Source organism: Lentzea guizhouensis, assembly GCF_001701025.1.
Lineage (GTDB): Bacteria > Actinomycetota > Actinomycetes > Mycobacteriales > Pseudonocardiaceae > Lentzea > Lentzea guizhouensis.
In genome coordinates this window covers 7,738,744-7,760,036 of the sequence record NZ_CP016793.1, presented here as the reverse complement: position 1 = coordinate 7,760,036, position 21,293 = coordinate 7,738,744, and the positions used below count along the sequence as shown (strand labels likewise).

Annotated in this window: 23 protein-coding genes and 2 pseudogenes; 17 read left to right on the top strand and 8 right to left on the bottom strand. The window is 71.9% G+C overall.

The annotated features are described in order from the left end of the window. The first annotated feature begins 114 nt into the window (after positions 1-114). From BBK82_RS37320 to BBK82_RS37285, 8 genes are all read left to right on the top strand, one after another. Entirely contained in the window at positions 115-840 is a 726-nt protein-coding gene (locus BBK82_RS37320; RefSeq protein WP_065919148.1) for a hypothetical protein, read from the top strand. After that, complete coding sequence (locus tag BBK82_RS37315; RefSeq protein ID WP_065919147.1) at positions 827-1,234, top strand: phage holin family protein; 408 nt, start codon at positions 827-829, stop codon at positions 1,232-1,234. The genes BBK82_RS37320 and BBK82_RS37315 overlap by 14 nt, the downstream gene beginning before the upstream one ends. Continuing rightward, positions 1,210-1,875, top strand: coding sequence for a DUF3618 domain-containing protein (locus tag BBK82_RS37310; RefSeq protein WP_065919146.1), 666 nt, complete (start codon positions 1,210-1,212; stop codon positions 1,873-1,875). Before BBK82_RS37315 ends, BBK82_RS37310 begins: the two co-directional genes overlap by 25 nt. A 15-nt stretch (positions 1,876-1,890) precedes the next feature. Next, complete coding sequence (locus BBK82_RS37305; protein WP_154697734.1) at positions 1,891-2,142, top strand: hypothetical protein; 252 nt, start codon at positions 1,891-1,893, stop codon at positions 2,140-2,142. 118 nt (positions 2,143-2,260) lie between these two features. Then, positions 2,261-2,536, top strand: coding sequence for a hypothetical protein (locus BBK82_RS37300; protein WP_065919144.1), 276 nt, complete (start codon positions 2,261-2,263; stop codon positions 2,534-2,536). Beyond that, positions 2,533-3,846, top strand: a complete 1,314-nt coding sequence (locus BBK82_RS37295) for an extracellular solute-binding protein (RefSeq protein WP_065919143.1) — start codon at positions 2,533-2,535, stop codon at positions 3,844-3,846. Before BBK82_RS37300 ends, BBK82_RS37295 begins: the two co-directional genes overlap by 4 nt. Beyond that, complete coding sequence (locus BBK82_RS37290) at positions 3,846-4,742, top strand: carbohydrate ABC transporter permease (RefSeq protein WP_065919142.1); 897 nt, start codon at positions 3,846-3,848, stop codon at positions 4,740-4,742. Before BBK82_RS37295 ends, BBK82_RS37290 begins: the two co-directional genes overlap by 1 nt. Further along, the gene (locus BBK82_RS37285) at positions 4,739-5,560 is read left to right on the top strand and encodes a carbohydrate ABC transporter permease (RefSeq protein WP_065919141.1); all 822 of its coding nucleotides are present in this window, start codon (positions 4,739-4,741) and stop codon (positions 5,558-5,560) included. The genes BBK82_RS37290 and BBK82_RS37285 overlap by 4 nt, the downstream gene beginning before the upstream one ends. Before the next feature lies 1 nt (position 5,561). On the opposite strand, the gene BBK82_RS52030 is transcribed toward BBK82_RS37285, so the two are convergent. Continuing rightward, on the bottom strand, positions 5,562-5,732 hold the full coding sequence (locus BBK82_RS52030) for a hypothetical protein (protein ID WP_170068028.1): 171 nt from the start codon (positions 5,730-5,732) through the stop codon (positions 5,562-5,564). Positions 5,733-5,746: 14 nt separating this feature from the next. Then, positions 5,747-6,061 (bottom strand): hypothetical protein, encoded by a 315-nt coding sequence (locus BBK82_RS37280; RefSeq protein ID WP_065919140.1) that lies wholly within the window; start codon positions 6,059-6,061, stop codon positions 5,747-5,749. 98 nt (positions 6,062-6,159) lie between these two features. Here BBK82_RS37280 and BBK82_RS37275 point away from each other — a divergent pair, with 98 nt between their 5' ends. The 3 genes from BBK82_RS37275 to BBK82_RS37265 all read left to right on the top strand — a co-directional run bounded on the left by BBK82_RS37275 (position 6,160) and on the right by BBK82_RS37265 (position 10,173). Beyond that, a complete protein-coding gene (locus tag BBK82_RS37275) occupies positions 6,160-7,287 on the top strand; it encodes an amidohydrolase family protein (RefSeq protein ID WP_065919139.1) in 1,128 nt (375 codons plus the stop codon). Between the two features lie 146 nt (positions 7,288-7,433). Beyond that, positions 7,434-9,662 (top strand): M28 family peptidase, encoded by a 2,229-nt coding sequence (locus BBK82_RS37270; protein WP_065919138.1) that lies wholly within the window; start codon positions 7,434-7,436, stop codon positions 9,660-9,662. A gap of 76 nt (positions 9,663-9,738) precedes the next feature. Continuing rightward, positions 9,739-10,173 (top strand): GNAT family N-acetyltransferase, encoded by a 435-nt coding sequence (locus BBK82_RS37265; RefSeq protein WP_065921664.1) that lies wholly within the window; start codon positions 9,739-9,741, stop codon positions 10,171-10,173. Between the two features lie 204 nt (positions 10,174-10,377). Here BBK82_RS37265 and BBK82_RS51015 read toward each other — a convergent pair whose 3' ends face one another. After that, positions 10,378-10,518 carry a hypothetical protein gene (locus BBK82_RS51015; protein ID WP_154697733.1) on the bottom strand — a complete coding sequence of 47 codons (141 nt, stop codon included), beginning with the start codon at positions 10,516-10,518 and terminating at the stop codon, positions 10,378-10,380. Positions 10,519-10,722: 204 nt separating this feature from the next. Here BBK82_RS51015 and BBK82_RS37260 point away from each other — a divergent pair, with 204 nt between their 5' ends. Further along, on the top strand, positions 10,723-11,625 hold the full coding sequence (locus BBK82_RS37260) for a S1 family peptidase (RefSeq protein ID WP_065919137.1): 903 nt from the start codon (positions 10,723-10,725) through the stop codon (positions 11,623-11,625). Positions 11,626-11,658: 33 nt separating this feature from the next. On the opposite strand, the gene BBK82_RS37255 is transcribed toward BBK82_RS37260, so the two are convergent. Together BBK82_RS37255 and BBK82_RS37250 are read right to left on the bottom strand one after the other, a co-directional pair. Then, positions 11,659-12,264, bottom strand: a complete 606-nt coding sequence (locus BBK82_RS37255; protein WP_065921663.1) for a response regulator — start codon at positions 12,262-12,264, stop codon at positions 11,659-11,661. Positions 12,265-12,335: 71 nt separating this feature from the next. Beyond that, on the bottom strand, positions 12,336-13,181 hold the full coding sequence (locus tag BBK82_RS37250; protein WP_237047776.1) for a sensor histidine kinase: 846 nt from the start codon (positions 13,179-13,181) through the stop codon (positions 12,336-12,338). Between the two features lie 99 nt (positions 13,182-13,280). Here BBK82_RS37250 and BBK82_RS37245 point away from each other — a divergent pair, with 99 nt between their 5' ends. From BBK82_RS37245 to BBK82_RS37235, 5 genes and pseudogenes are all read left to right on the top strand, one after another. Continuing rightward, entirely contained in the window at positions 13,281-13,967 is a 687-nt protein-coding gene (locus tag BBK82_RS37245; RefSeq protein WP_065921661.1) for an ABC transporter ATP-binding protein, read from the top strand. 98 nt (positions 13,968-14,065) lie between these two features. After that, positions 14,066-14,941: pseudogene (locus tag BBK82_RS56470) on the top strand (FtsX-like permease family protein); the annotation flags it as partial. A gap of 184 nt (positions 14,942-15,125) precedes the next feature. Continuing rightward, positions 15,126-16,274, top strand: a complete 1,149-nt coding sequence (locus BBK82_RS53220) for an ABC transporter permease (protein WP_335618006.1) — start codon at positions 15,126-15,128, stop codon at positions 16,272-16,274. Between the two features lie 47 nt (positions 16,275-16,321). Further along, positions 16,322-16,666, top strand: a pseudogene (locus tag BBK82_RS56965) (penicillin acylase family protein); the annotation flags it as partial. 106 nt (positions 16,667-16,772) lie between these two features. Further along, positions 16,773-18,593, top strand: a complete 1,821-nt coding sequence (locus tag BBK82_RS37235; protein WP_083268415.1) for a penicillin acylase family protein — start codon at positions 16,773-16,775, stop codon at positions 18,591-18,593. Between the two features lie 31 nt (positions 18,594-18,624). Here BBK82_RS37235 and BBK82_RS37230 read toward each other — a convergent pair whose 3' ends face one another. From BBK82_RS37230 to BBK82_RS49320, 3 genes are read right to left on the bottom strand one after another with little or no spacing between them, the layout of a single operon-like run. Further along, positions 18,625-19,392, bottom strand: a complete 768-nt coding sequence (locus BBK82_RS37230; protein WP_083268414.1) for a DeoR/GlpR family DNA-binding transcription regulator — start codon at positions 19,390-19,392, stop codon at positions 18,625-18,627. 10 nt (positions 19,393-19,402) lie between these two features. Continuing rightward, positions 19,403-20,209: a sugar phosphate isomerase/epimerase family protein gene (locus BBK82_RS37225; RefSeq protein ID WP_065919136.1), complete on the bottom strand. Its 807-nt coding sequence runs from the start codon at positions 20,207-20,209 to the stop codon at positions 19,403-19,405. Beyond that, positions 20,206-21,240, bottom strand: coding sequence for a Gfo/Idh/MocA family protein (locus BBK82_RS49320; RefSeq protein ID WP_065919135.1), 1,035 nt, complete (start codon positions 21,238-21,240; stop codon positions 20,206-20,208). Before BBK82_RS49320 ends, BBK82_RS37225 begins: the two co-directional genes overlap by 4 nt. Positions 21,241-21,293 lie beyond the last annotated feature (53 nt).

Genomic DNA, 21,293 nt, shown 5'->3' with positions numbered 1-21,293 from the left:
ACGGGCATCACGTTTTCCCCCGCTGCGGCAAAACCGGCGGAACGGTCCCGTTTGCGAACGGATTCGTTGGGTAGCTCGTAGGCCAGGACACGACTACGAGCTGAGGAGTCAGCCGTGACCGAGAACCAGATGGGTGGAGTGCGCACCGCGGCCCGGGACGAAGGTTCCCAGGTCGCGCAGCACGCCAAGGAGGCGGCCGGCGAGGTCGGTGGCACCGTGCGGGAGCAGGCGGGGCAGGTGACCCAGGAGGCCAAGAACCAGGCCAAGCACGTCGTCCACGACGTGCGGGACCGGGTCGCGGCCGAGGCGGAACAGCAGGCCAGGCGCGTTTCCGGCCAGCTGTCGAGGATCGCCGACGAGCTGAGCGAGATGGCGGGCGGCGCGTCGTCCGACTCGATGTCGGCCGGTGCGATCCAGAGCGCCGCGGACACGAGCAGGCAGGCGGCGCGGTTCCTCGACGAGCGCGGAGCGCAGGGGCTGCTCGACTCCGCGCGGGACTACGCGCGACGCAAGCCCGGCACGTTCCTGCTGGGCGCCGTCGTGGCCGGGTTCCTGGTCGGGCGAGTCGCGAAGAGCGCGACCGGCGGTGGCCAAAGCGGGTCGCAGGGCGGATCACAGGCGCAGGGCGGAGTCGTCCCGGTGACGGGGCAGCACGCGGCGACCGGGTACGCCGAGACGCCGGGTTACGCCGGCACGGGCTACGCCGGTGCGGGCTACGACGAGACGCCGGAGTTCAACGGGACGCCGGGCTACAGCCCGACGCCGGACTACGGCGCGCCGCTGACGTCGAACCCGGCGCCCGGCAGGCCCGCGTCGGGGGTGCCGCATGTCGAGCCCTGAGATCCCGCAGACCCGCACCGAGGAGTCGCTCGGTGACCTGGTCAGCGAGCTCACCGGAGACCTGTCGAAGCTGATGCGGCAGGAGCTCGAGCTCGCCAAGGCGGAGATCCGCCAGGAGGCCACCAAGGCCGGCAAGGCGACCGGGATGCTCGCCGCCGCCGGGTTCGCCGGCTACCTGACCATCGTGCTGCTGAGCTTCGCGCTGGTGTTCGCACTCGGCGCGGTCATGCCGCTGGGCTGGGCCGCGTTGATCGTCGCCGCCCTGTGGGGCATCGCCGGTGCGGTCCTCTACACCTCCGGCCGGGCCAAGCTGCGCACGGTCAACCCGAAACCCGAACGCACCGTCGAAACGCTGAAGGAGGACGTGGAATGGGCGAAACACCCGACCAAATAAGGCGCGAGATCGAAGTGACCCGCGCCGATTTGAGGGCCGACGCCAACCGGCTGGTCGACCACACGAGCCCGCGCCGCATCGCCCAACGACAGGTGCGCGGTGTGCGACGAGGACTCACCACGATGAGGGACAGGGTGATGGGCACCGCCAGCGACACCGCCTACAGCGTGCGGAACCAGGGCCAGGACGCCGGCAACGCGATTGCCGAGAAGGCCGGACAGGCGGGCCAGGCCGTGGCCGACCGCGCCGAGCAGGCGGCACACGCGGTGCAGCAGGCCCCGCAGCGCGTCGCCGAGCAGACCCAGGGCAGCCCGCTCGCGGCCGGCCTGATCGCGTTCGGCACCGGCTTGCTGCTCGCCGCCGTGCTGCCCCGCACCGCCGCCGAACAGCAAGCGGTGCAACAGCTCTCCGACACCTTCAGCGACGTGGTCGACCCGGCCAAGCAGGCGTTGTCCGAGTCGGCGCAGAGCCTCAAGGAGGACGTGCAGTCCACCGTGAGCGACGCGGCCGGTGAGGTGAAGCAGGTCGCCACCGACGCGGCGCAGACGACGGCCGGCCACGCCAAGGAAGCGGCGCAGGACGTCGGCGGCCACGCCCGTGAGTCCGGCCAGCGGGTCAGCGGCGAGGCCACCGGCCGGTGACGGGAGGAGAACGACGTGCCAGTACCCGTGGAGGACCTGAAACTGCTGCTCCAGTCACCTCGTCAAGACGCGGTGCTGGTGCACGTCGAGGGCCGCTACGTGGTGGCGGGCAGCGCCGAGCTGGGCGCTGACTCGTTGCGCGGCGCGGTGCCGGTGGTGACCAGAGCCGATGTGCTGGACCGCGCCGGCGAGTCACCGGTGACCGACCGCGCGTTGGCCGAGATTGCCGCGATGCTGGCCTCCGCGGTCGACAACCGCGGCGGCTGAGTCGTTCGCCCGGGAACAACGGTCGGATCATGTTTCACCCCGATGGGTGGCGGGTAACTGGGATCGGCGTCAAGCAGTCGGCGCCGTCCCGGTCCCGACTGCCCAGAAGGCGGCCCCCGTGCGGCACAGCTCCCTCGACCAGGCCATCCGCGACGCCCTCGCCTCGATCAGGGCCACCTCCGGCACCGACCTCGAACTCGGCGCCGAGCGGGCGCGCCGGTGCCTCGCCCACGCGGTGATGATCGCTCCGGACGCACCCCAGCAGGCGCTGGCCCACATCGCCGCCGCGGACGAACACCTCGAGTACGGCGAGCTGGCGGAAGCGCGCACGCTGCTCACCGCGGCACGGAGTTTCCTGCACAGCCGCAGGGCTGTAGTCGCCGCACGCGCATGACCAGGTGGCCGCTCTTACCCGTGGTCCTGCTGGTCGCTGGCTGCGGTGGTCTCGGACCGAGCGCCGCCGACCGGCCCAACACCCTCACGACCATGGGCTTCGGCCTGCCCGATGAACACGCCACCGCCAGGGTGGCGGTGTTCCGCGAGAAGCGGCCCGAGGTCGACCTGCGGATCAACGAGGGCGTGTTCGACGAGCAGCAGTTCCTCTCCTCCGTCGCCGCGGGCGACCCGCCGGACCTGGTGTACGCGGACCGCCGCAAGCTCGGCGGATACGCGGCCAGGGGAGCGGTGCAGGACCTGGGGTCGTGCCTGGAACGACACGACGTCGACCTCGCCGGCTACCGCGAGGCGGCGGTGCGGCAGGTGACCTACGACGGCACGGTGTACGGGGTGCCGGACTTCTTCACCGTCCGCGTGCTCATCCTCAACAACCCGGTGCTGCGCGAGAACGGCGTCGACCCGGCCACGATGTCCACAACGGACTGGACCGCGCTCGCCGAGGTCTCCGCGAAGCTCGCCCGCGCCCAGGACGGCCGGGTGCAGCGGATCGGGTTCGACCCGCGGGTGCCGGAGTTCGTCGCCATGTGGGCCAAGGCGAACGGCGCCGACCTGCTCGGCGACGAACCGCACCTGGACGACCCGCGCGTGGTCGAGGCGGTCCGGTACACCACCGACCTGGTCCGGGCGCAGGGCGGCTGGGCGGCGTTCAAGGCCTTCCGCGACACCTTCGACTCCTTCGGCGCGAAGAACGAGCTCGTCAGCGGCCAGGTGGCCGCGATGGCGATGGACTCCTGGTACGTCAACACCCTCGCGGCGAACTCACCGGACGTCGACGTCACGGTCGCGCCGCTGACCGACCGCCAGGGCAGGCCGCTCACCGAGGCCGGCGGGCAGGCGTGGGCCATCCCGAAGGGCGCCCGCCACCCGGAGCTCGCCTGCGAGCTCATCGCGACCATGACCGCGGCGGACACCTGGGTCACCGCGGCCAAGGCGCGCCGCGACGCGTTGGCGAAGAAGGGAAAACCGTACAGCGGCACGTTCACCGCGAACCGCGCCGCCGACGAGCGGATCTTCGCCGAGGTGTACGACCCGCGTGGCATCCGCGTGCTCGAACAGGGTGTGCAGGTGCTGCAGTCCGTGCAGGACAAGGCCTTCGCACTGCCGCCCAGCCCCGCGGCGAGTGACCTGGTGCGGTCGTGGGAGGCCGCCGTCTCCAGGGTGCTGTTCGGGCAGCAGACACCGCAGGAGTCGATGGCGCAGGCCCAGCGCGAGGCGGACAGGGCGCTCACCCGCGTCGGAGGCCGCTGATGACGAGCGCGCGGGAGGCGCGGGCCGGCTGGTTGTTCGTGCTGCCGTGGGTCTTCGGGTTCCTGCTGCTCACCGCCGGGCCGATGCTCTACAGCCTGTACCTGTCCTTCACCCACTACGACCTGCTCAAGCCCGCCAGGTTCACCGGCCTCACCAACTACCGGGAGATCCTCACCGACGACCGGGCCGCGACGGCGTTGTGGAACACGGTGTTCTTCACCCTGCTGCACGTGCCGCTGCAGATCGTGCTCGCCCTCGGGCTGGCCTCGCTGCTGCGCCGCGCGGGCCGGTCGGCGGGCTTCTTCCGGACCGTGCTGTTCCTGCCGACCATGACCCCGCCGGTCGCGCTCGCCGCCCTGTTCCTGTTGCTGCTCAACGGGCAGAACGGCGCGATCAACGCCGTGCTCGGCTGGTTCGGGTTCACCGGTCCGCAGTGGACGACCGACCCGGCCTGGATCAAACCGGGCCTGGTGCTTATGAGCCTGTGGACCGTCGGCAGCACCGCCGTGCTCTACCTGGCGGCGCTGACCAGGGTGCCGGGGGAGCGCTACGAGGCGGCGCGGCTCGACGGCGCTTCGCCGTGGCGGCAGTTCTGGCACATCACGCTGCCGGGCATCAGCGGCACGATCTACTTCACCCTGATCGTCAACACCATCGCGTCGCTGCAGGTCTTCACCGAGGCGTACACGATGTTCTTCGGCGCCCGCCCGTCCACACCGGCCGAGGGCGACGCCGCGTTGTTCTACGTGATCTACCTGTTCCAGGAGGCGTTCGGCTCACTGCGCATGGGATACGCCTCGGCGCTCGCGTGGGTGTTGTTCGTCGTGATCGCCGCGATCACCGCGCTGCAGGTGCGGCTGTCACGCGACTACGTGCACTACGAGGACCGGTCATGACCCGGCGGCTGCCGGTGGTGCTGGCGCTGGTCGCGGTCGGCCTGCTGTTCGCGTACCCGTTCTGGTGGCTGGTCAGCGCCTCGCTCAAGGACCGCTCGCAGGTCTTCGACAACTCCTTGCTGCCGTCGGTGTTCCGGCCGGAGAACTACGCCGAGGTGTGGCGTGCGGTGCCGTTGCTCGCGTGGGTGGGCAACAGCGTGGCGGTCGGGTTCGCGGCGGCCGCGGCGGCGACCGTGTCCAGCGCGGTGGTGGCGTTCGGCTTCGCGCGCTTCCGGTTCCGCGGCCGCAACGTCCTGTTCGGACTCGTGCTGGCCACGATGATGCTGCCCGCCGCCGTGACGATGGTGCCGGTCTACCTGGAGTGGCACGCGGTGGGCCTCGCGACGACGCAGGTCCCGCTGTGGGCGGGCAACCTCTTCGGGTCGGCCTTCTACGTGTTCCTGCTGCGCCAGTTCTTCCTCGGCCTGCCGGCGGAGGTGTTCGACGCGGCCAGGGTCGACGGCGCCGGGCCGTGGCGGCAGTTCCGGTCCATCGCACTGCCGCTGGCCAGGCCGGGGTTGATCGTCGTGTTCGTGTTCGAGCTCAAGGCCGCCTGGACGGACCTCATCCGCCCGCTGATCTACCTGCGCGAGCCGGAGCTGTACACGTTGCCGCGCGGGCTGAAGGCGGTGCTGGACCGGTTCGGCCAGGGCGGCGAGGCGCAGTGGGAGCTGGTGATGGCCGCGAGCGTGGTGGCGACCGTGCCGATGATCCTGCTGTTCCTGGTGGCCCAGCGCTACTTCGTCCGCGGCACGGTCACCCAGCGGGTCGAGGAGTGACTCACCCGTCCATGCCGCCCGCGTCCTCCGGTTCCGACTCGTCGGGGCCGCTGTGCGGGCCGCCGGGGTTCTCGTCGGCGAACGTGGGCTTGGTGTGCTCACCGCCGATGTCGGTGTCCTCCAGTTCGCTCTCGGCGGTCACCCGGTCGGGTTCGGGCGCGCGGCTGGTCATCGCCACTCCTCCTGCTAGTCGTGGTGCTCGGTGTAGGCGGAGGCCAGCAGCCGCAGGGCCGCCTCGTCCGCGTTCTGCTCGACCTCGGTGCGCAGGACCGCGACCTTCTCCTCGAACGGCACGGTGACCCGTTCCTCCGCCGGCTGCACCGGGCCGGGCACCAGCAGGAGCCCCGCCCCGTCGTCCGAGCGCACCACGCGGAACCTGCCGCGGCGCTCGGCGTCGTCGAGCAACGGGAGCTCCTCGTCGGCCAGGCGCCGTTCGTCCTCGTCGAGCCGGTCGAGCACGAACCGCCTGAGCCGTTCGGTGTTCACGCCAGGGTTGTCCATGGGGGAGGGGTAACCGCTCCGGCGCCGCGTACGCCTCGTCGCGCGGTGTTTGCACGTGATCTCAACGGGCATTCGCCGAACGACGAAAGTGAGGGCCGATGTACGCCGATGACCTGGTCCGGCCGTGGTGGGAAGCGCTCGGTGTGACGGCACCGCTGTTCGACGTGCACACGCACGTCGGCACGAACGACCCGAGCGGGTTCTCCGCGACGTTCGAGCAGCTGACCGATGCGCTGTCCGAAGTGGACGCGGGTGCCGCGGTGTTCCCGCTGACCGAGCCGGACGGCTACCGGGCCGCGAACGACGCGGTGCTCGCCGCCGTCAAGGCACAGGCCGCCGCCGCGCCGACCGCGGACTCCCGCTCACCACTCGTGGCCTTCTGCCGCGTGGCTCCCGGCGACGACGCCGCCGCCGAGGCCCGCCGCTGCGTCGAAGCCGGCGCCCGCGGCATCAAGCTGCACCCGTCCAGCGACGAGTTCGAGCTCGGCGACGACCGCCTGCACGACGTCTTCGGCCTCGCCCACGAGCTCCACCTGCCGATCGTGCTCCACGCCGGCCCCGAGGTCGACCCGTTCACCGGCACCCTCCGCGAGGTGCTGCGGCGCTACCCCGGCGCCCGGATCATCCTCGCCCACGCCGGCCTCACCGACCTGGCCTGGCTGGCCGGGACGTCCTACGACAACCTGTTCTTCGACACCTCCTGGTGGAGCCCCACCGACATCGTCGTCGCGCTCGCCACGATCCCGCCCGGACACGTGCTCTTCGGCAGCGACATCCCGTACTCCACCGCGTTGTGGGGCGCCCACGCCGCCGCCCGGTGCGCCCAGTACGTCGGCCTGGACGACGAGCAGGTCGCCGCGGTCATGGGCGGCAACGCCCGGCGGCTCGTCGACCGCCTGGAGCCAGCCGACCTCGGACCGGCGCCTGGTCACGTGCCGGTGCTGGACCCGTTGCTGGAACGGGTCTACGTCTACCTCGCGGCGGGCGTCGAGGCGACCAAGCGCGGTGAGTCGCCCGGTCAGACCCTCGACCTCGCCCAGCACAGCTGCGGCGTCCCGCGCGACCACCCGCAGCGGGAGGTCTTCGACTCGGTGCGGGAGCTGCTCGACCGCTACGAGAAGCACGCCGAGCACCTCACCACCGGCAACCAGTACGCCCCCGGCTGGGACCTGGTGACGGCCGCCGCGCTCGTCGCCCGCACGCCCGGTCCCGCACTGCCGGGGTGAACCGTCACCACAACCATCCGAACGGCCCGATGCCGTCCGCGTCCGCCGGAGCTACCTTCGCCTGACCCTGCGATCCACGAGGTCCCTGCGAAGGAGCTCCACCGTGCGACGAAGAAGACCCCCTGCTCACCGCGGCACTGGCCACAGTGGTCGCCGCGGCGGTGTTCGTCCCCGCCTCCGCCACGGCCCAGGCGGGCTGCTCCGGCACCAACGACGGTGACGTGTCCATCGGCGACAACACCACCGTCGAGTCACCGATCACCATCACCGGCTGCCCGTCGGCACCCTCGGCCACCAGCACGGTCCCGGTGAAGATCGCGCACACCTACATCGGCGACCTCGCCGTCACCCTCGTCGCCCCGGACGGTTCCACCTACCCCCTGCACAACCGTTCCGGCGGCAGCGCCGACAACATCGACCAGACCTACACCGTCAACCTGTCGGGCGAGACCTCGAACGGCACGTGGAAGCTGCGCGTCAACGACAACGCGGTCAACGACGTCGGCCGGATCGACACCTGGTCGCTCAACCTCGGCGGCTCCACCCCGGCCAACGACTTCTCCGTCGCCGTGTCGCCCGCCTCCGGTTCGGTGGCGGCGGGATCGGCGGCCACCACGACCGTGCAGACCCAGACCACGGCCGGCCAGGCGCAGACCGTTCAGCTGACCGCCACCGGTCTCCCGTCCGGTGCCACCGCGTCGTTCAGCCCGGCCTCGGTCACCACCGGCGCGAGCTCGACGCTCACGATCAGCACCACGTCGTCGGTCTCGTCCGGCACCTACCCGGTGACCGTCCGCGCGACCGGCTCCACCGCCAAGACCGCGACCTACACCCTGACGGTCACCGGTGGCACCGGCCCGCAGATCCCCGACATCGACATCGCGGCGGTCAAGCAGCACCTGACCCAGTTCTCCACCATCGCGTCCCAGAACGGCGGAAACCGGCGCTCGACCACGGCCGGCTACCGCGCGTCGGTGACGTACGTGAAGGACAAGCTCGCCGCGGCCGGGTTCACGGTGTCCGAGCAGGCCTGCACGTCCGGCTGCTCGACCGGCGCCGGCCCGAACGTGATCGCCGAGTGGCCCGGCGGCAACGCGAACAACGTCTACATGTTCGGCGCGCACCTGGACTCGGTGTCCGCGGGCGCCGGCATCAACGACAACGCGTCCGGCTCCGGTGCGTTGCTGGAGACCGCGCTCGTGCTCGCCCGCACCAGCCCGGCGATGCTGAACAAGGTCCGGTTCGCCTGGTGGACCGACGAGGAGCAGGGCCTCAACGGCTCGCGCTTCTACGTCTCGCAGCTGCCGTCCACCGAGCGCACGAAGATCAAGACCTACTTCAACTTCGACATGGTCGGCTCGACCAACGGCGGCTACTTCATCAACAACATCACCTCCGCCCAGTCGGCGCACATGAAGGCCTACTGGGACTCGCTGGGCCTGCAGCCGGAGGAGAACACCGAGGGCCGCAACCGGTCCGACGACGCGTCGTTCACCAACGCGGGCATCCCGGCCTCCGGGTACGCGATGGGCGCCAGCGCGACCAAGACGTCGGCTCAGGCGACGAAGTGGGGCGGCACGGCGGGACGTGCGTTCGACCCGTGCTACCACCAGTCCTGCGACACGACCGCCAACATCAGCGACACCCACCTCAACCGCGCGGTCGACGGCATCGCCTACACCCTGTGGAAGTCCGCGGTCGGCAGCGCGCCGAGCGCCGACTTCTCCGTCGCGGTGTCGCCGTCCTCCGGTTCGGTGGCGGCGGGCTCATCGGTGTCAGCCACCATCTCGACCCAGACGGTCAGCGGGTCGGCGCAGTCCGTCCAGCTGACCGCGTCCGGCCTGCCTTCCGGCGCAACGGCCTCGTTCACCCCGGCGTCGGTGACCACGGGTTCGAGCTCGACGCTGACGATCAGCACCACGGCGTCGGTCGCGTCCGGCACCTACCCGGTCACGATCACGGCGACCGGCACGGGCACCCGGACCGCCACGTACTCGCTGACCGTCACCGGCGGTCCCGGTGGCAGCTGCTCCGGCACCAACGGCACCGACCTCGCGATCCCCGACGCGGGCGCCGCGGTCGACAGCGACCTGGTGGTCTCCGGCTGCCCGGCGACCCCGTCCGCGTCCGCCACGGTGGCGGTGCGGATCGTGCATCCGTACGTCGGTGACCTGACGGTGTCCCTGGTCGCACCGGACGGCACGGCGTTCGCGCTGCACAACCGCAGCGGCGGCAGCGCGGACAACGTCGACCGCAGCTACACCGTCAACCTGTCCGGCGAGGCGGCGAACGGCACGTGGAAGCTCCGCGTGCGGGACGTGGCGTCGTCAGATGTCGGCACACTCGACACGTGGTCGTTGAACCTGACCCCGTAGTACTGCGAGTGGCCTCTCAGAACTCAGTCGAACTGGGCCTTCTGAGAGGCCACTTGGTCGGGCGATGATCGTCGCCATGACGACACCGCACACCGTGGCCGAACTGGACGACGAGAACACCGCGCTGGCGTTCGAGGCGATGCGGGAGCTGCGGCAGCACCTCACCTCGGCGGACGAGTTCGTGGCGGCCGTGCGGGTGCAGCGCAAGGAGGGCTACCGGCTCGTCGCCTCGTTCGACGCGGACGGTCGCGTGGTCGCCGTGGCCGGTTTCCGTCCCATGACCAATCTCTACGTGGGCTTCCACCTCTACATCGACGACCTGAGCACGCTGCCGTCCGCCCGCAGGCAGGGGCACGGGGGAGCGCTGCTGCGGTGGGTCGACGACGAGGCCCGCCGACTCGGCTGCGAGCAGGTCCACCTGGACTCGGGCACGCACCGGCACGAGGCGCACAGCCGGTACTTCTCGGCCGGGTACGTCATCCCGGCGTTCCACTTCAGCAAGAAGGTGTAGTGCTCCAGCGGAACCGCGCTCGGCACGTTTCGTTCCTCAAGCCTTCCCCAAATGAGATGCGCGTCACTCGTACGGTCCCTAACCTCGATATATGAAACTGCTGCTCTGGTTCTCGCTGGCGTGCATCTGCGCGCTCAGCGGTGACCACGCGCTCGCAGCGGTCACCATGATGCTGCTCGTGGCATGCGCGACCGACCGGGTGCGTTACTGACTCCTCGCCAGCCACCGGGCGACCGGCCTGGCTTCCGTGAGCACGGTGGCGATGCCGCACGCGAACGACGCGACGAAGCCGTTGCCGTTGATCGCGACGGTGGCGGTGCAGGTGAGCAGGGGAGCGGGCAGCACCGCGACCCGGCCGGACTGCGGGTGGCCGCCGGCCAGGATCAGCGCGAACAGATGTCCTAAAAGGACTTCCGCAGTGCATCTCCGGTGGTCGTGATCACCGCGGGAACTCGGCTCAACCGGACAGCCGTGCCGTACGTAGTCCTGGGCAGGAGCGGATGGGAGCGCTCACCTGCTCGGTACGCGGACGTCACGAGAGGTCACCACATGGGCATGCACCACAACGACCACCGCAGGACCAAGGCGATCGCGGCGGCGGTGGGCACGCTGGCGGTGGCGATCACCGCGGTGACCTTCACCTCCAGCCAGGCGGCGGACGACCAGGTCGCCGACCCCGCCAAGGCCACGGCGACGTTGCGGGACAAGGCTTCCACGCCCGGCACCGCGTGGGCGGTCGACCCGACGACCAACCGCGTGCTGGTCACGGCGGACAGCACCGTCACCGGTGCGCGCTGGGACAACCTGGTGTCCACGGTCGAGGGGATGGGTCCCGGTGTGCGGCTGGAACGCGCGCCCGGTGTCTTCCGGTTGTTCGCCGAGGGCGGTGACGCGATCTTCGCCGGTGGCAGCCGCTGCTCGCTCGGGTTCAACGTGACGACCGACGACGGCCGCCCCGGTTTCCTCACCGCGGGGCACTGCGTGGCCGGCGGCCGCCAGTTCTCGCTCTCGCCAGGTGGCCGGCCCGCCGCCACGGTGGTCGAGTCGACCTTCCCCGGCAACGGCGACTTCGCCCTGTTCACCTACGACAACCGCGCCACCGACGCCCCCGGCGAGGTCGACACCGGCAACGGCCAGCGCGTGCGGATCCGCCGCGCCGCCCAGGCCCAGGTCGGCAGGCAGGTGCAGCGGATGGGCAGCACGACCGGTCTGCGCTCGGGCCGCGTGACCGGCCTCAACGCCACCGTGAACTACCCGGAGGGCCGGGTCACCGGCCTGATCCAGACCAGCGTGTGCGCCGAGGGCGGCGACAGCGGAGGACCGCTGTTCGCCCGCAACGGTGACGCGATCGGCCTCACCTCCGGCGGCAGCGGTGACTGCCGCAGCGGTGGCGTGACGTTCTTCTCGCCCGTCACGGCGGCGCTGGCCGCGACGAACTCCCGTCTCCAGTAATCTCTATGACTTCAGTGTTGCTTGAAATCAAACCTACGAGCCCGGTGCAACCAGTCCGGTCTCGTACGCGAGCACAACCGCCTGGGCACGGTCGCGCAGCTCCAGCTTCGCGAAGATCCGCGCCACGTGCGTCTTCACCGTCGCCTCGCTCAGCGTGAGGTCGGCGGCGATCTCGGAGTTCGACCGGCCGTGCGCGACCAGTGTCAGCACCTCGCGTTCCCGCGGGGTCAGCACGGCGAGGTCGCGGTGCATGGCCGGTCCGCGCACCGCCGGGGCACCGGACGCGAACCGTTCGACCAGCCTGCGGGTGATCGACGGCGCCAGCAGGGCGTCGCCGGTCTCGACCAGCCGGACGGCCGCGACGAGGTGCTCCGGCGTGACGTCCTTGAGCAGGAACCCGCTGGCACCGGCGGCGAGGGCGGCGTAGACGTACTGGTCGAGGTCGAACGTCGTCAGCATCAGCACCCGGCAGCCGGTGGTCTCGCGGACGATCCGGCGGGTGGCCTCCAGGCCGTCCACGGTCGGCATGCGGATGTCCATCAGCACCACGTCAGGGTTGAGCTCGCGCACCGCCGTGACCGCCTCGGCGCCGTCGGCGGCCTCACCGACGACCTCGATGCCGCCGGACTTCAGGATCATCCGGAACCCGATCCGCACGAACGCCTGGTCGTCCGCGATCACCACGCGCGGCCCCGCCGGAGCCGGCCCGGTCACGGGCGGTCCAGCGGAAGCTTCGCGCGGACCCGGAACCCGCCGCCGAGCCGGCGGCGGGCGTCGAGGTCACCACCGAGCACGGCCACGCGCTCGCGCAGCCCGAGCAACCCTCGGCCCGGACCGTCCGCTGTGGAGGCTGTGGACGTTGTGGACATCCCGGAGCCGGACAGCACGCTGGGACCGGTGTTGAGCACCTCGACCCGCAGGTGGTGCTCGGCGTAGCGGACCACGACCTCGGCCTGCCGCCCGTCGCCGTGCTTGAGCGCGTTGGTGAGCGCCTCCTGGACGATCCGGTACGCGGTGAGGTCGACGCCGGAGGGCAGCGGCCGCGGCTCGCCGGAGATCCGCACCTCGACCGGCAGCCCGGCGAAGCACATCCGGTCGACCAGCGACCCGAGCCGGTCGAGCCCCGGTTGCGGTGCCAGCGGGTCCTCGTGGCCGTCGGCGGACGGCGCGAGCAGGCCGAGCATGTGCCGCAGCTCGGTCATCGTGTCGCGGCCGGCGCTCTCGACGGCGAGCAGGGCGTCCGTCGCGTCGGTCGCGCTCGTGTCGAGGACCCGGCGGGCGGCTCCGGCCTGCACCACCATCACGCTCACGTTGTGGCTCACGACGTCGTGCAGCTCCCTGGCGATCCTGGCGCGTTCGGCGTCGACGGCGGTGCGGGCGGCGGTCTCCCGTTCGCGCTCGAGCAGCCAGCCGCGTTCCTCGACCGCGCGGGCGTACGCGCGCCGGGCCGCCGCCAGCCGCACCGCGAAGAACGCGGCGGCCAGGCAGGCGACGACGGCCACCCCCAGCTCCCACACGTGCACAGCTTCCCAGAGCGCGGCTCCCGCCCGCGTCACACCGGGGATGCAGTGGCTACATCCGCGGGATGACCCCGGCGGGCAGGTTACCTCCGCGGGCTGACGTGACCGGGGCGGTGGATCAGCAGGATGGCGGCCATGCAGAACGAGGACGCCGTCGTGCGGTTGACGGACGTGCGCAAGGAGTACAGCGACTCGGTCGCGCTGGACGGGGTGTCGCTGACGGTCCGCGCCGGTGAGGCGGTCGCGGTGATGGGGCCGTCGGGCAGTGGGAAGTCGACGCTGCTGAACGTCATCGCGGGCCTGGACCGGCCGACGTCCGGGTCGGTGGTGGTGCACGGCACCGACCTCGGCGCGCTCGACGAGACCGGGCTGGCGCTGTTCCGGCGGCGGGGGATCGGGATGATCTTCCAGTTCTTCAACCTGCTCGACGACCTGTCCGCGCTGGACAACGTGGCGCTGGCCGCCCAGCTGACCGGCACGTCGGCGGGGCAGGCTCGCAGGCGCGCGCTGGAGCTGTTCGGCGAGCTGGGCATCGCGCACCGCAGGAACGTGTACCCGGCGCGGCTGAGCGGTGGGGAGCGGCAGCGAGTGGCGGTGGCGAGGGCGTTGATGAACCGGCCGGCGTTGCTGCTGGCGGACGAGCCGACGGGCGCGCTGGACACCCGTTCGGGTGAGCAGGTGATGGACCTGCTGCTGGACCTGAACCAGATCGGGCAGACGTTGTTGCTGGTCACGCACGACGAGCGGTTGGCGGCGCGGTGCGCGAGCCGGGTGGTCGAGGTCGTCGACGGCCGGATCGCGCGTGAGGAGCTGGCGCTGTGAGCGCGGTGTGGCAGGCGGCGTGGGCGGCGGTGCGCAGGCGGAAGCTGCAGACGGTCGTGATCGGGGTCGTCGTTTGTGCGGCGAGTGCGACGCTGGTGATGGCGCTGGGGTTGCTGGAGGCGTCGGCGGCGCCGTTCGAGCGGGCGTTCGCGAGTCAGCGGGGCGCGCACCTGGCGGTGGCGTACGACCCGGCGAAGGTGCCGGAGGCGTCGCTGGTGCGTGAGGGTGCGGCCGGGCCGTTCCGGCAGGCATCGGTGGACACGTCGGCGAGTGAGTTCTTCCTGGGCACGCTGACGGTGGTGGGGCGGGCTGATCCGGGTGGGCCGGTGGACCGGTGGGTGTGGCGGGGCCGGTGGGTGACCGGGCCGGGGGAGGTCGTGCTGAACCGGGTGCGGGGGAGCACCGGGCCGCTGGAACCGGGGTTCCGGTTGGCCGTGCCGGCCGGGCCGGTGCTGACGGTGGTGGGGTTCGCCCACTCGGTGACGGGGTCGGCCGACGCGTGGGTCACTCCGGCGCAGGTGGCGCAGCTGCGGCCGGACGCGGTGCAGGTGCTGTACCGGTTCGGGGCGGCGGGCACGAAGGCCGAGGTCGACGCGGGGCTGGCGGCGATGACGGCGGGGCTGCCGGCGGACGCGGTGCTCGGCACGCTCTCGCACCTGACGGTGAAGGACAAGGCGACCTCGGAACTCGGGGTGTTCGTCCCGTTCCTGCTGATCTTCGGCGTGCTCGGGGTGGCGGTGGCGGTGCTGATCGTCGCGAACGTGGTGAGCGGCGCGGTGGTGGCGGGGCTGCGGCACATCGGGATGCTCAAGGCGATCGGGTTCACGCCGAACCAGGTGATGGCGGTGTACCTCGTGCTGGTGTCGATCCCGGCGGTGGCGGGCTGCGCGGTGGGCACGGTCGCGGGCAACTTCTTCGCGAAGCCGGTCGTGCAGGACGCGGTCGACGGGTTCGGGGTCGACGAGCTGAGCTTCGCGCCGTGGGTGAACGTCGTGGCGGCGCTGGGGATGCCGGCGCTGGTGGCGCTCGCGGCCCTGGCCCGGCGCTCGGGCACGCTCGCTTCCGGCGGCGCGGGCGATCAGCGCGGGCACCACCCCGCGCACCGGCCGGGCGCTGCGGGTCCAGCGCTGGTTGAGCGGGACGGGGTTGCCGCGGTCGATGAGCCTGGGGCTCGGGATGCCGTTCGCGCGGGTCGGCCGGAGTGCGCTGACGCTCGCCTCGGTCGTGCTCGGAGTCATGACGGTGACCCTCGCGACCGGCCTGACGATGTCGGTGACGGCGTACAACGACGCGGTCCGGCCCGGCTGGAGCCACCCCGACCGGGTGGAGGTGATGGCCGGGCCGCCGTTCGGCGCGCCCGCGATGGGGATTCCGGGGGAGGAGCCGCCGTCGCCGCGGTTGAGCGACGCCGGGGACGAGGCGATGCTGCGGTCGTTGCCCGGCACGTCCGCGGTGATGGCGGTGGCGCGGCTGGAGACCGAGGTCGCCGGTGGCACGCAGAAGGCGACCGTCGTGTTCTACCGCGGTGACGTGACGGCGCTCGGCCCGCGGGTGCTGAGCGGGCGCTGGCCGGACGGGCCCGGTCAGGTGGCGGTGCCGTCGCGGTTCCTGAACCAGCGGGGGCTCGCTCTCGGTGACACCGTGAGCGTGGCCGCCCGCGGCACCCGGACGCAGCTCCGGATCGTCGGTGTGGTGCTGACCAACAACGCCGACCAGGTCTTCGCTTCCTGGTCCACTGCGGACTCCCTGGCACCGGGTGCCCGAGCCGACTCCTACCAGGTGCGGATGGCGCCGGGAACCGACCGCGCGGCCTACACCGCCGCCATCGGGTCCGGTGACCCCGGCCTGCGCGTGCTGCCACCGCGGGACGGCACGTCGTCGACCGCGGTGATCCTCGTCAGCGCGGCGGTGGTGCTGACGCTGGTGCTGGGCGCGGTCGCGGCGCTGGGCGTGTTCAACACGGTCGTGCTCAACGCCCGGGAACGCCGCCGCGACCTCGGCATGCTCAAGTCGATCGGCATGACCCCGCGCCAGGTGACCGTGCTGCTGGTGACCTCGATGGGCGCGCTGGGCGTGCTCGGGGGACTGCTCGGCGTGCCCGTCGGCATCGCCGTGCACCAGCTCGTCGTCCCCGCGATGGCCCGCGCCGGCCAGGCCGACGCCGTCGACATCCTGATGAACGTCTACCACCCGCCCGCGCTGGCCCTGCTCGCGCTCTCGGGCGTGGTCATCGCCGTGCTCGGCGCGGTCGTGCCAGCCAGGGGAGCGGCGCGGCAGTCGATCGCCACGGTCCTGCACAACGAGTAGGCCCTGCACAACGAGTAGGCCCTGCACACGAACAGAGGGGGAACCTGATGCGGTTGTTGGCTTTGTCGTTGGTCGTGGCGGGGGTTGCGGCGGTCTGCCCACCCGCTGCCGCCGACGGCGGGACGGTGGTCCGGCGGACCTCGTACGGCATCCCGCACGTCCGCGCGGCAGACCACCGGGGAGCGGGGGAGGGGCTGGGGTACGCGTTCGCGCAGGACAACGCGTGCGTGATGGCCGACATCGCGCTGACGCTGGCGGGGGAGCGGTCGCGGTGGTTCGGCCCGGGGTCGCTGGACAGCGACCTGTACCACCGGTGGGTCAACCAGTCCGGTGTCGTCGAACGCCTGCTGGGCGCGCCGGACGGGCCGTCGCGGCAGGCGCGGGAGCTGGTGCGCGGGTACGCGGCGGGGTTCAACCGGTACCTGGCCGAGGTCGGCGTGACCGGCCTGCCGGACGCGGCGTGCCGGGGCGGGATGGTGGCGATCACCGAGGTCGACGTTGGCGGCGGCGTACCAGGTCGCCGGGCTGACCGGAGCGAGTCGATGCTGGAGGCGGTGGTGGCGGCGCAACCGGCAGCGAGGTCCGGCCAGCGCTGCGGCGACCGCCCGCTTCCGTGCCGCCACGCCGCTGCCGTGCCGCGCCTCACCACCAGGCGCGGCCGACGACCGCCCGGCGAGCAACGGCTTCGCGCTCGGCCGCCACTCCACCGCGAACGGCACCGGCATGGTCCTCGGCAACCCCCACTTCGACTGGGCCGACGACTGGCGCTTCTACCAGCACCACCTCACCATCCCCGGCCGGCTCAACGTGAGCGGCGCCGGCCTGGCAGGCCTGCCGGTGGTCAACATCGGTCACAACGACCGCCTCGGCTGGACCCACACCGCCTCCGAGGCCCACACGGTCACCGCGAGCCGCCTGACCCTCGTTCCCGGTGACCCCACCAGCTACCTCGTCGACGGCCGGCCCCACCGGATGACCGCCGACCAGGTCACCGTGCAGGTCCGCCAGCCCGACGGCACCACGACCCCGGTCACCAGGACGCTCCACCGCACCCCGGACGGTCCGCTCGTCGAGGACCCCGGCCCCTTGCAGTGGACGACCACCACCGCGTACGTGCTGCGCGACGCCAACGCCGACAACCTGCGCGTCATCGACCAGTGGCTCGCGATCGCCCGCGCCCGCACGATCAAGGACCTGCACGCCGCGCTCGTCCGGCACCAAGGCCTGCCGTGGGTCAACACGCTCGCCGCCGACTCCACCGGCACCTCCTACTACAGCGACGTCCAAGTCGTCCCGCACGTCACCGACGAGCAACGCGCCCGGTGCGGTGTCGGCCCGGACCTCGGGCTGGTGATCCTCGACGGCAGCCGGTCGGACTGCGGCTGGGGCACCGACCCCGACGCGCTGGTGCCTGGCCGGTTCGGGCCGAAGCGGCTGCCGAGCCTGGTCCGCACCGACCACGTGAGCAACATGAACGACAGCCCGTGGCTCACCAACCCGGCCGCGCCGCTGACCGGGTACCCGAGCATCGTCGGTGACGTCGGCACGGAACGGTCTCCGCGCACCCGTCTCGGTCTGGACATGATCGCCGCCGGGAACTTCACACTGTCCACTGTGGGCGACTCGATGTTCGGCAACCGCAACCTCACCGCCGAACAGGGCCGTGCCGCGGTCGTGGCGATGTGCCGGGCCAACCCGACCCTGCCCGCGACCGACGGCCGGCCGGTGGACGTCCGCCGGGCCTGCGCCACCCTGGACACCTGGTCCGGCACCGGTGACACCGGCGAGCGCAGCCGGGGAGCGGTGCTGTGGCGGGCGTTCGCCGAGCGGGTCCGCCGGCCGGGGATCGTGCTGTGGAAGGTGCCGTTCGACCCGGCCGACCCCGCGCGCACGCCCCGTGACCTCAACGCCGACGACCCCGGCCTGCGGCGGGTGTTCGCCGACACCGTGCTGGCCTTCGCGGCCGCGGGCCTGCCGGTGGACGTGCCGCTCGACGCGGTCCAGCGCTACGAGGGCATCCCGGTTCACGGCTGCCGCGGCCCGGAGGGCTGCTTCAACGTGATCTCCGTGCCGGGCACACCCCGGCCGCTGGACGAGTTCGGTGCCATCCCGCACGGGACGAGCTTCGTCATGGCGGTCGAGCTCACCGCGCACGGCCCGCGGATGCGGTCCGTCCTCGTCTACGGCCAGTCCGCGAACCGGTCGTCGGTGCACCACACCGATCAGGCCCGCCTCTACGCGAGCAAGAAGTGGGTCACCGCGGCCTTCACCGAACGGGAGATCGCCGCCGACCCCGCACTGACCGTGCACCGCCTCTGACCGCAGCACGGTGTGGGGCTGCGGCTCGTCCTCACACGACGCGCAGCTCCACACCGTGCTCCGCGCAGATCGCCCTGACGTCGGCGGACGCCTCCTCGGTCACCACCACGTCGATCCGGTCCAGCGGGCACACCGTCACGAAGTCCTGCACGCCGAACTTGCTGCTGTCCACCGCGAGCACGACCCGCCGGGCCCGTTCCACCACCGCCTGCTTGACCTGTGCCTCGGCCACGTCCGCGACCGACACGCCCTCCTGGGTGAAGCCGCTCGCGCTGATGAACGCGGTGTTCACGGTGAAGCGCGCCAGCGTCTCGACCGCCACCGGCCCGACCACCGTGCCGCCCAGCGCCCGCACCGACCCGCCGAGCAACGTGTGCCGCACCTTCGGCTTGTCCGCCAATGCCGACGCCACGCCCAGCGCGTTGGTCAGCACGTTCACGTGGACCTGGTCGAGCTGGTCGGCGATGCGCTGCACGGTCGTGCCGCTGTCGAGGAAGATCGCGTCGCCGGGCCCGATCTCGGCCAGGCACGCCTTGGCGATCAGGTCCTTGGCCGCGCCGTGCAGGTCGCTGCGCGCGTCGATGGTCCGCTCGACCTGGGACTGGGTCGCGATGGCCCCGCCGTGCGTGCGGCGCAGCAGCCGCTGGTCCTCGAGCGCGCTGAGGTCCTTGCGGATCGTCGGTTCCGACACCTTCAGCACCGTGACCAGCTCGGCGATCCTGACCCGCCCCTGCGCGTTGACCATCGCGAGGATCTTCTGCTGCCGTTCCTCTGCGAACACGGGTTGCTCGGCGGACATGGCCTCGACGCTAGCAGGTTGTTTTGGAGTCAACGACGTGGTTGGCGAGGAGGCCTGTCCGCACGGCCGCGGCGTCCTGCTCGGACACGTCCTGGACGATCACCGGCACCGGGGGCATCCGGTCCAGCAGGCGCCACAGCAGTTGTCGGTCGAGCGTGTCGAAGTCCTTGGCGTGCACGGACACCACGCGCGGCCCGAGCAGATCGGCCGCCTCGGTGAGCACGTCCGCCTGCGGTGCGCCGGGGGAGAGGAGGTTCGCCGCGTCGAACACGATGCCCACCGGGGCGTCATCGCCGAGCTCCGCCAGCAACCGGGCGGCCGCATGTGCGTCGCTCACGACGTTGCCCGCTTCGGGCTCGACTCCGAGCACGACACCGGCCGCGTCCGCCGCCACCAGCAACGGTTCCAGCGTCGCCCGCAGGTCTCGCCACGCCAGCGCACCGGAGTTGTCCGGATGGGCGCGCCACATGTCCGTGCGGTCCCGTGTTCCCGTGCACAGCGTCACGACGTCGGCCCCGAGCAGCGGTGCCGAGCCGATCAACCGCACCGCGTCGCGCACGTCGTCAGCACCGGGCTCCAGCGCGTTGAACGTCGCCGACACACTGGGAATCCGCAGTCCGTCGGCGGCAAAAGCCCTGCGCAGGTCCGAGAACACCGCGCTGTCCACTCCGGAAGCGAGCGTCGGCAGCCCGATCGCCCTGAAGTTCCAGTGCGCACACGCGTACCCGGCCGCACGCACGGCCGCGGACACCTCGGCAGGCCGCGCCCGGACGAAGGTGCGGGCGAAGATTCCCAGCCGGGTGGCAAGTCCGCTCACAGCTCCACCTCCGCCCCGCTCACGACCGACCGCTCCACCGCCGTGATCAGCCGCACCGCCTCCAGCCCGTCCGTCGCATCCGGACTGACCGCGACATCTCCCCGCACGGCTCGCGCGAACGCCTCGGCCTGCCGCTCGTACGCGTCCGTGTCGGCGAAGACCGGGACCGTCACCGCGCCGTCGCAATAGGCCCGCACGTCCGAGGCCCGCCGGAAGAACGGGAAGTGCGTGCGCACCTCCACCTGCCCGGACGCGCCGAACACCTCGATCCCCTCGGCGCCGTCGCCGGCCACGTCGACCGTGATCGTCGCCGTGCCGACCGCTCCGGACGCGAGCGTCAGCAGCACGCTCCACGAGTGGTCGCGCCCGAACCCGCGGTGCTTCGCCGTCACCGCCCGCACGTCACCGAGCAGGAACCGCACGGTGTCGAACACGTGCGCGCCGTGCGTCGCCAACAGGTACCGCTCCCGATCGGCCTTGAACGCGCTCTCGGCGTCCCGCCGCGCGTCGTCGGCGAAGACCTTCGGGAACAACGTCGCCTCGACGCCCGGCCGGGTGCTGCCGATGCGGTACCAGGCGTGGAACGCCCTGATCTCACCGAGCCGCGAGCCCACGAACCGGTGCGCGAACTCAAGCCCGGGGTCGTGTCGTTTCATCGCGCCGACCTGCAGCGTGAGCCCGGTCGCGCGCACCCGTGCGACCAGCTGCTCGCACTCCTTCACGGTCGCGGCCAGTGGTTTCTCCACGAGCACGTGCTTGCCGGCTGCCAGTGCCGCATCGGCGAGGTCGAAGTGGAACCGGTCCGGTGCCGCGACCAGCACGGCCTCCACCGACGGGTCCGCGAGCAGGTTGGCGGCGTCGGTGTGCACGGTGCTGATGTGGTAGCGGCGGGCCACCGCGCCGGCCACCGCGGCGTCCGGGTCGCACACCGCCAGCAGGTCCACGCCGTCGGCCTTCTCCAGCGCGGGCAGGTGGGCGACCTGGGCGATCCGGCCGCAGCCGATCAGCCCCAGCCGTACCGGACTCTTCACGGTTGCCGATTCCTTCCGTTCAAATCGCCAAAGGTGATAAAACGAAAGCAAAG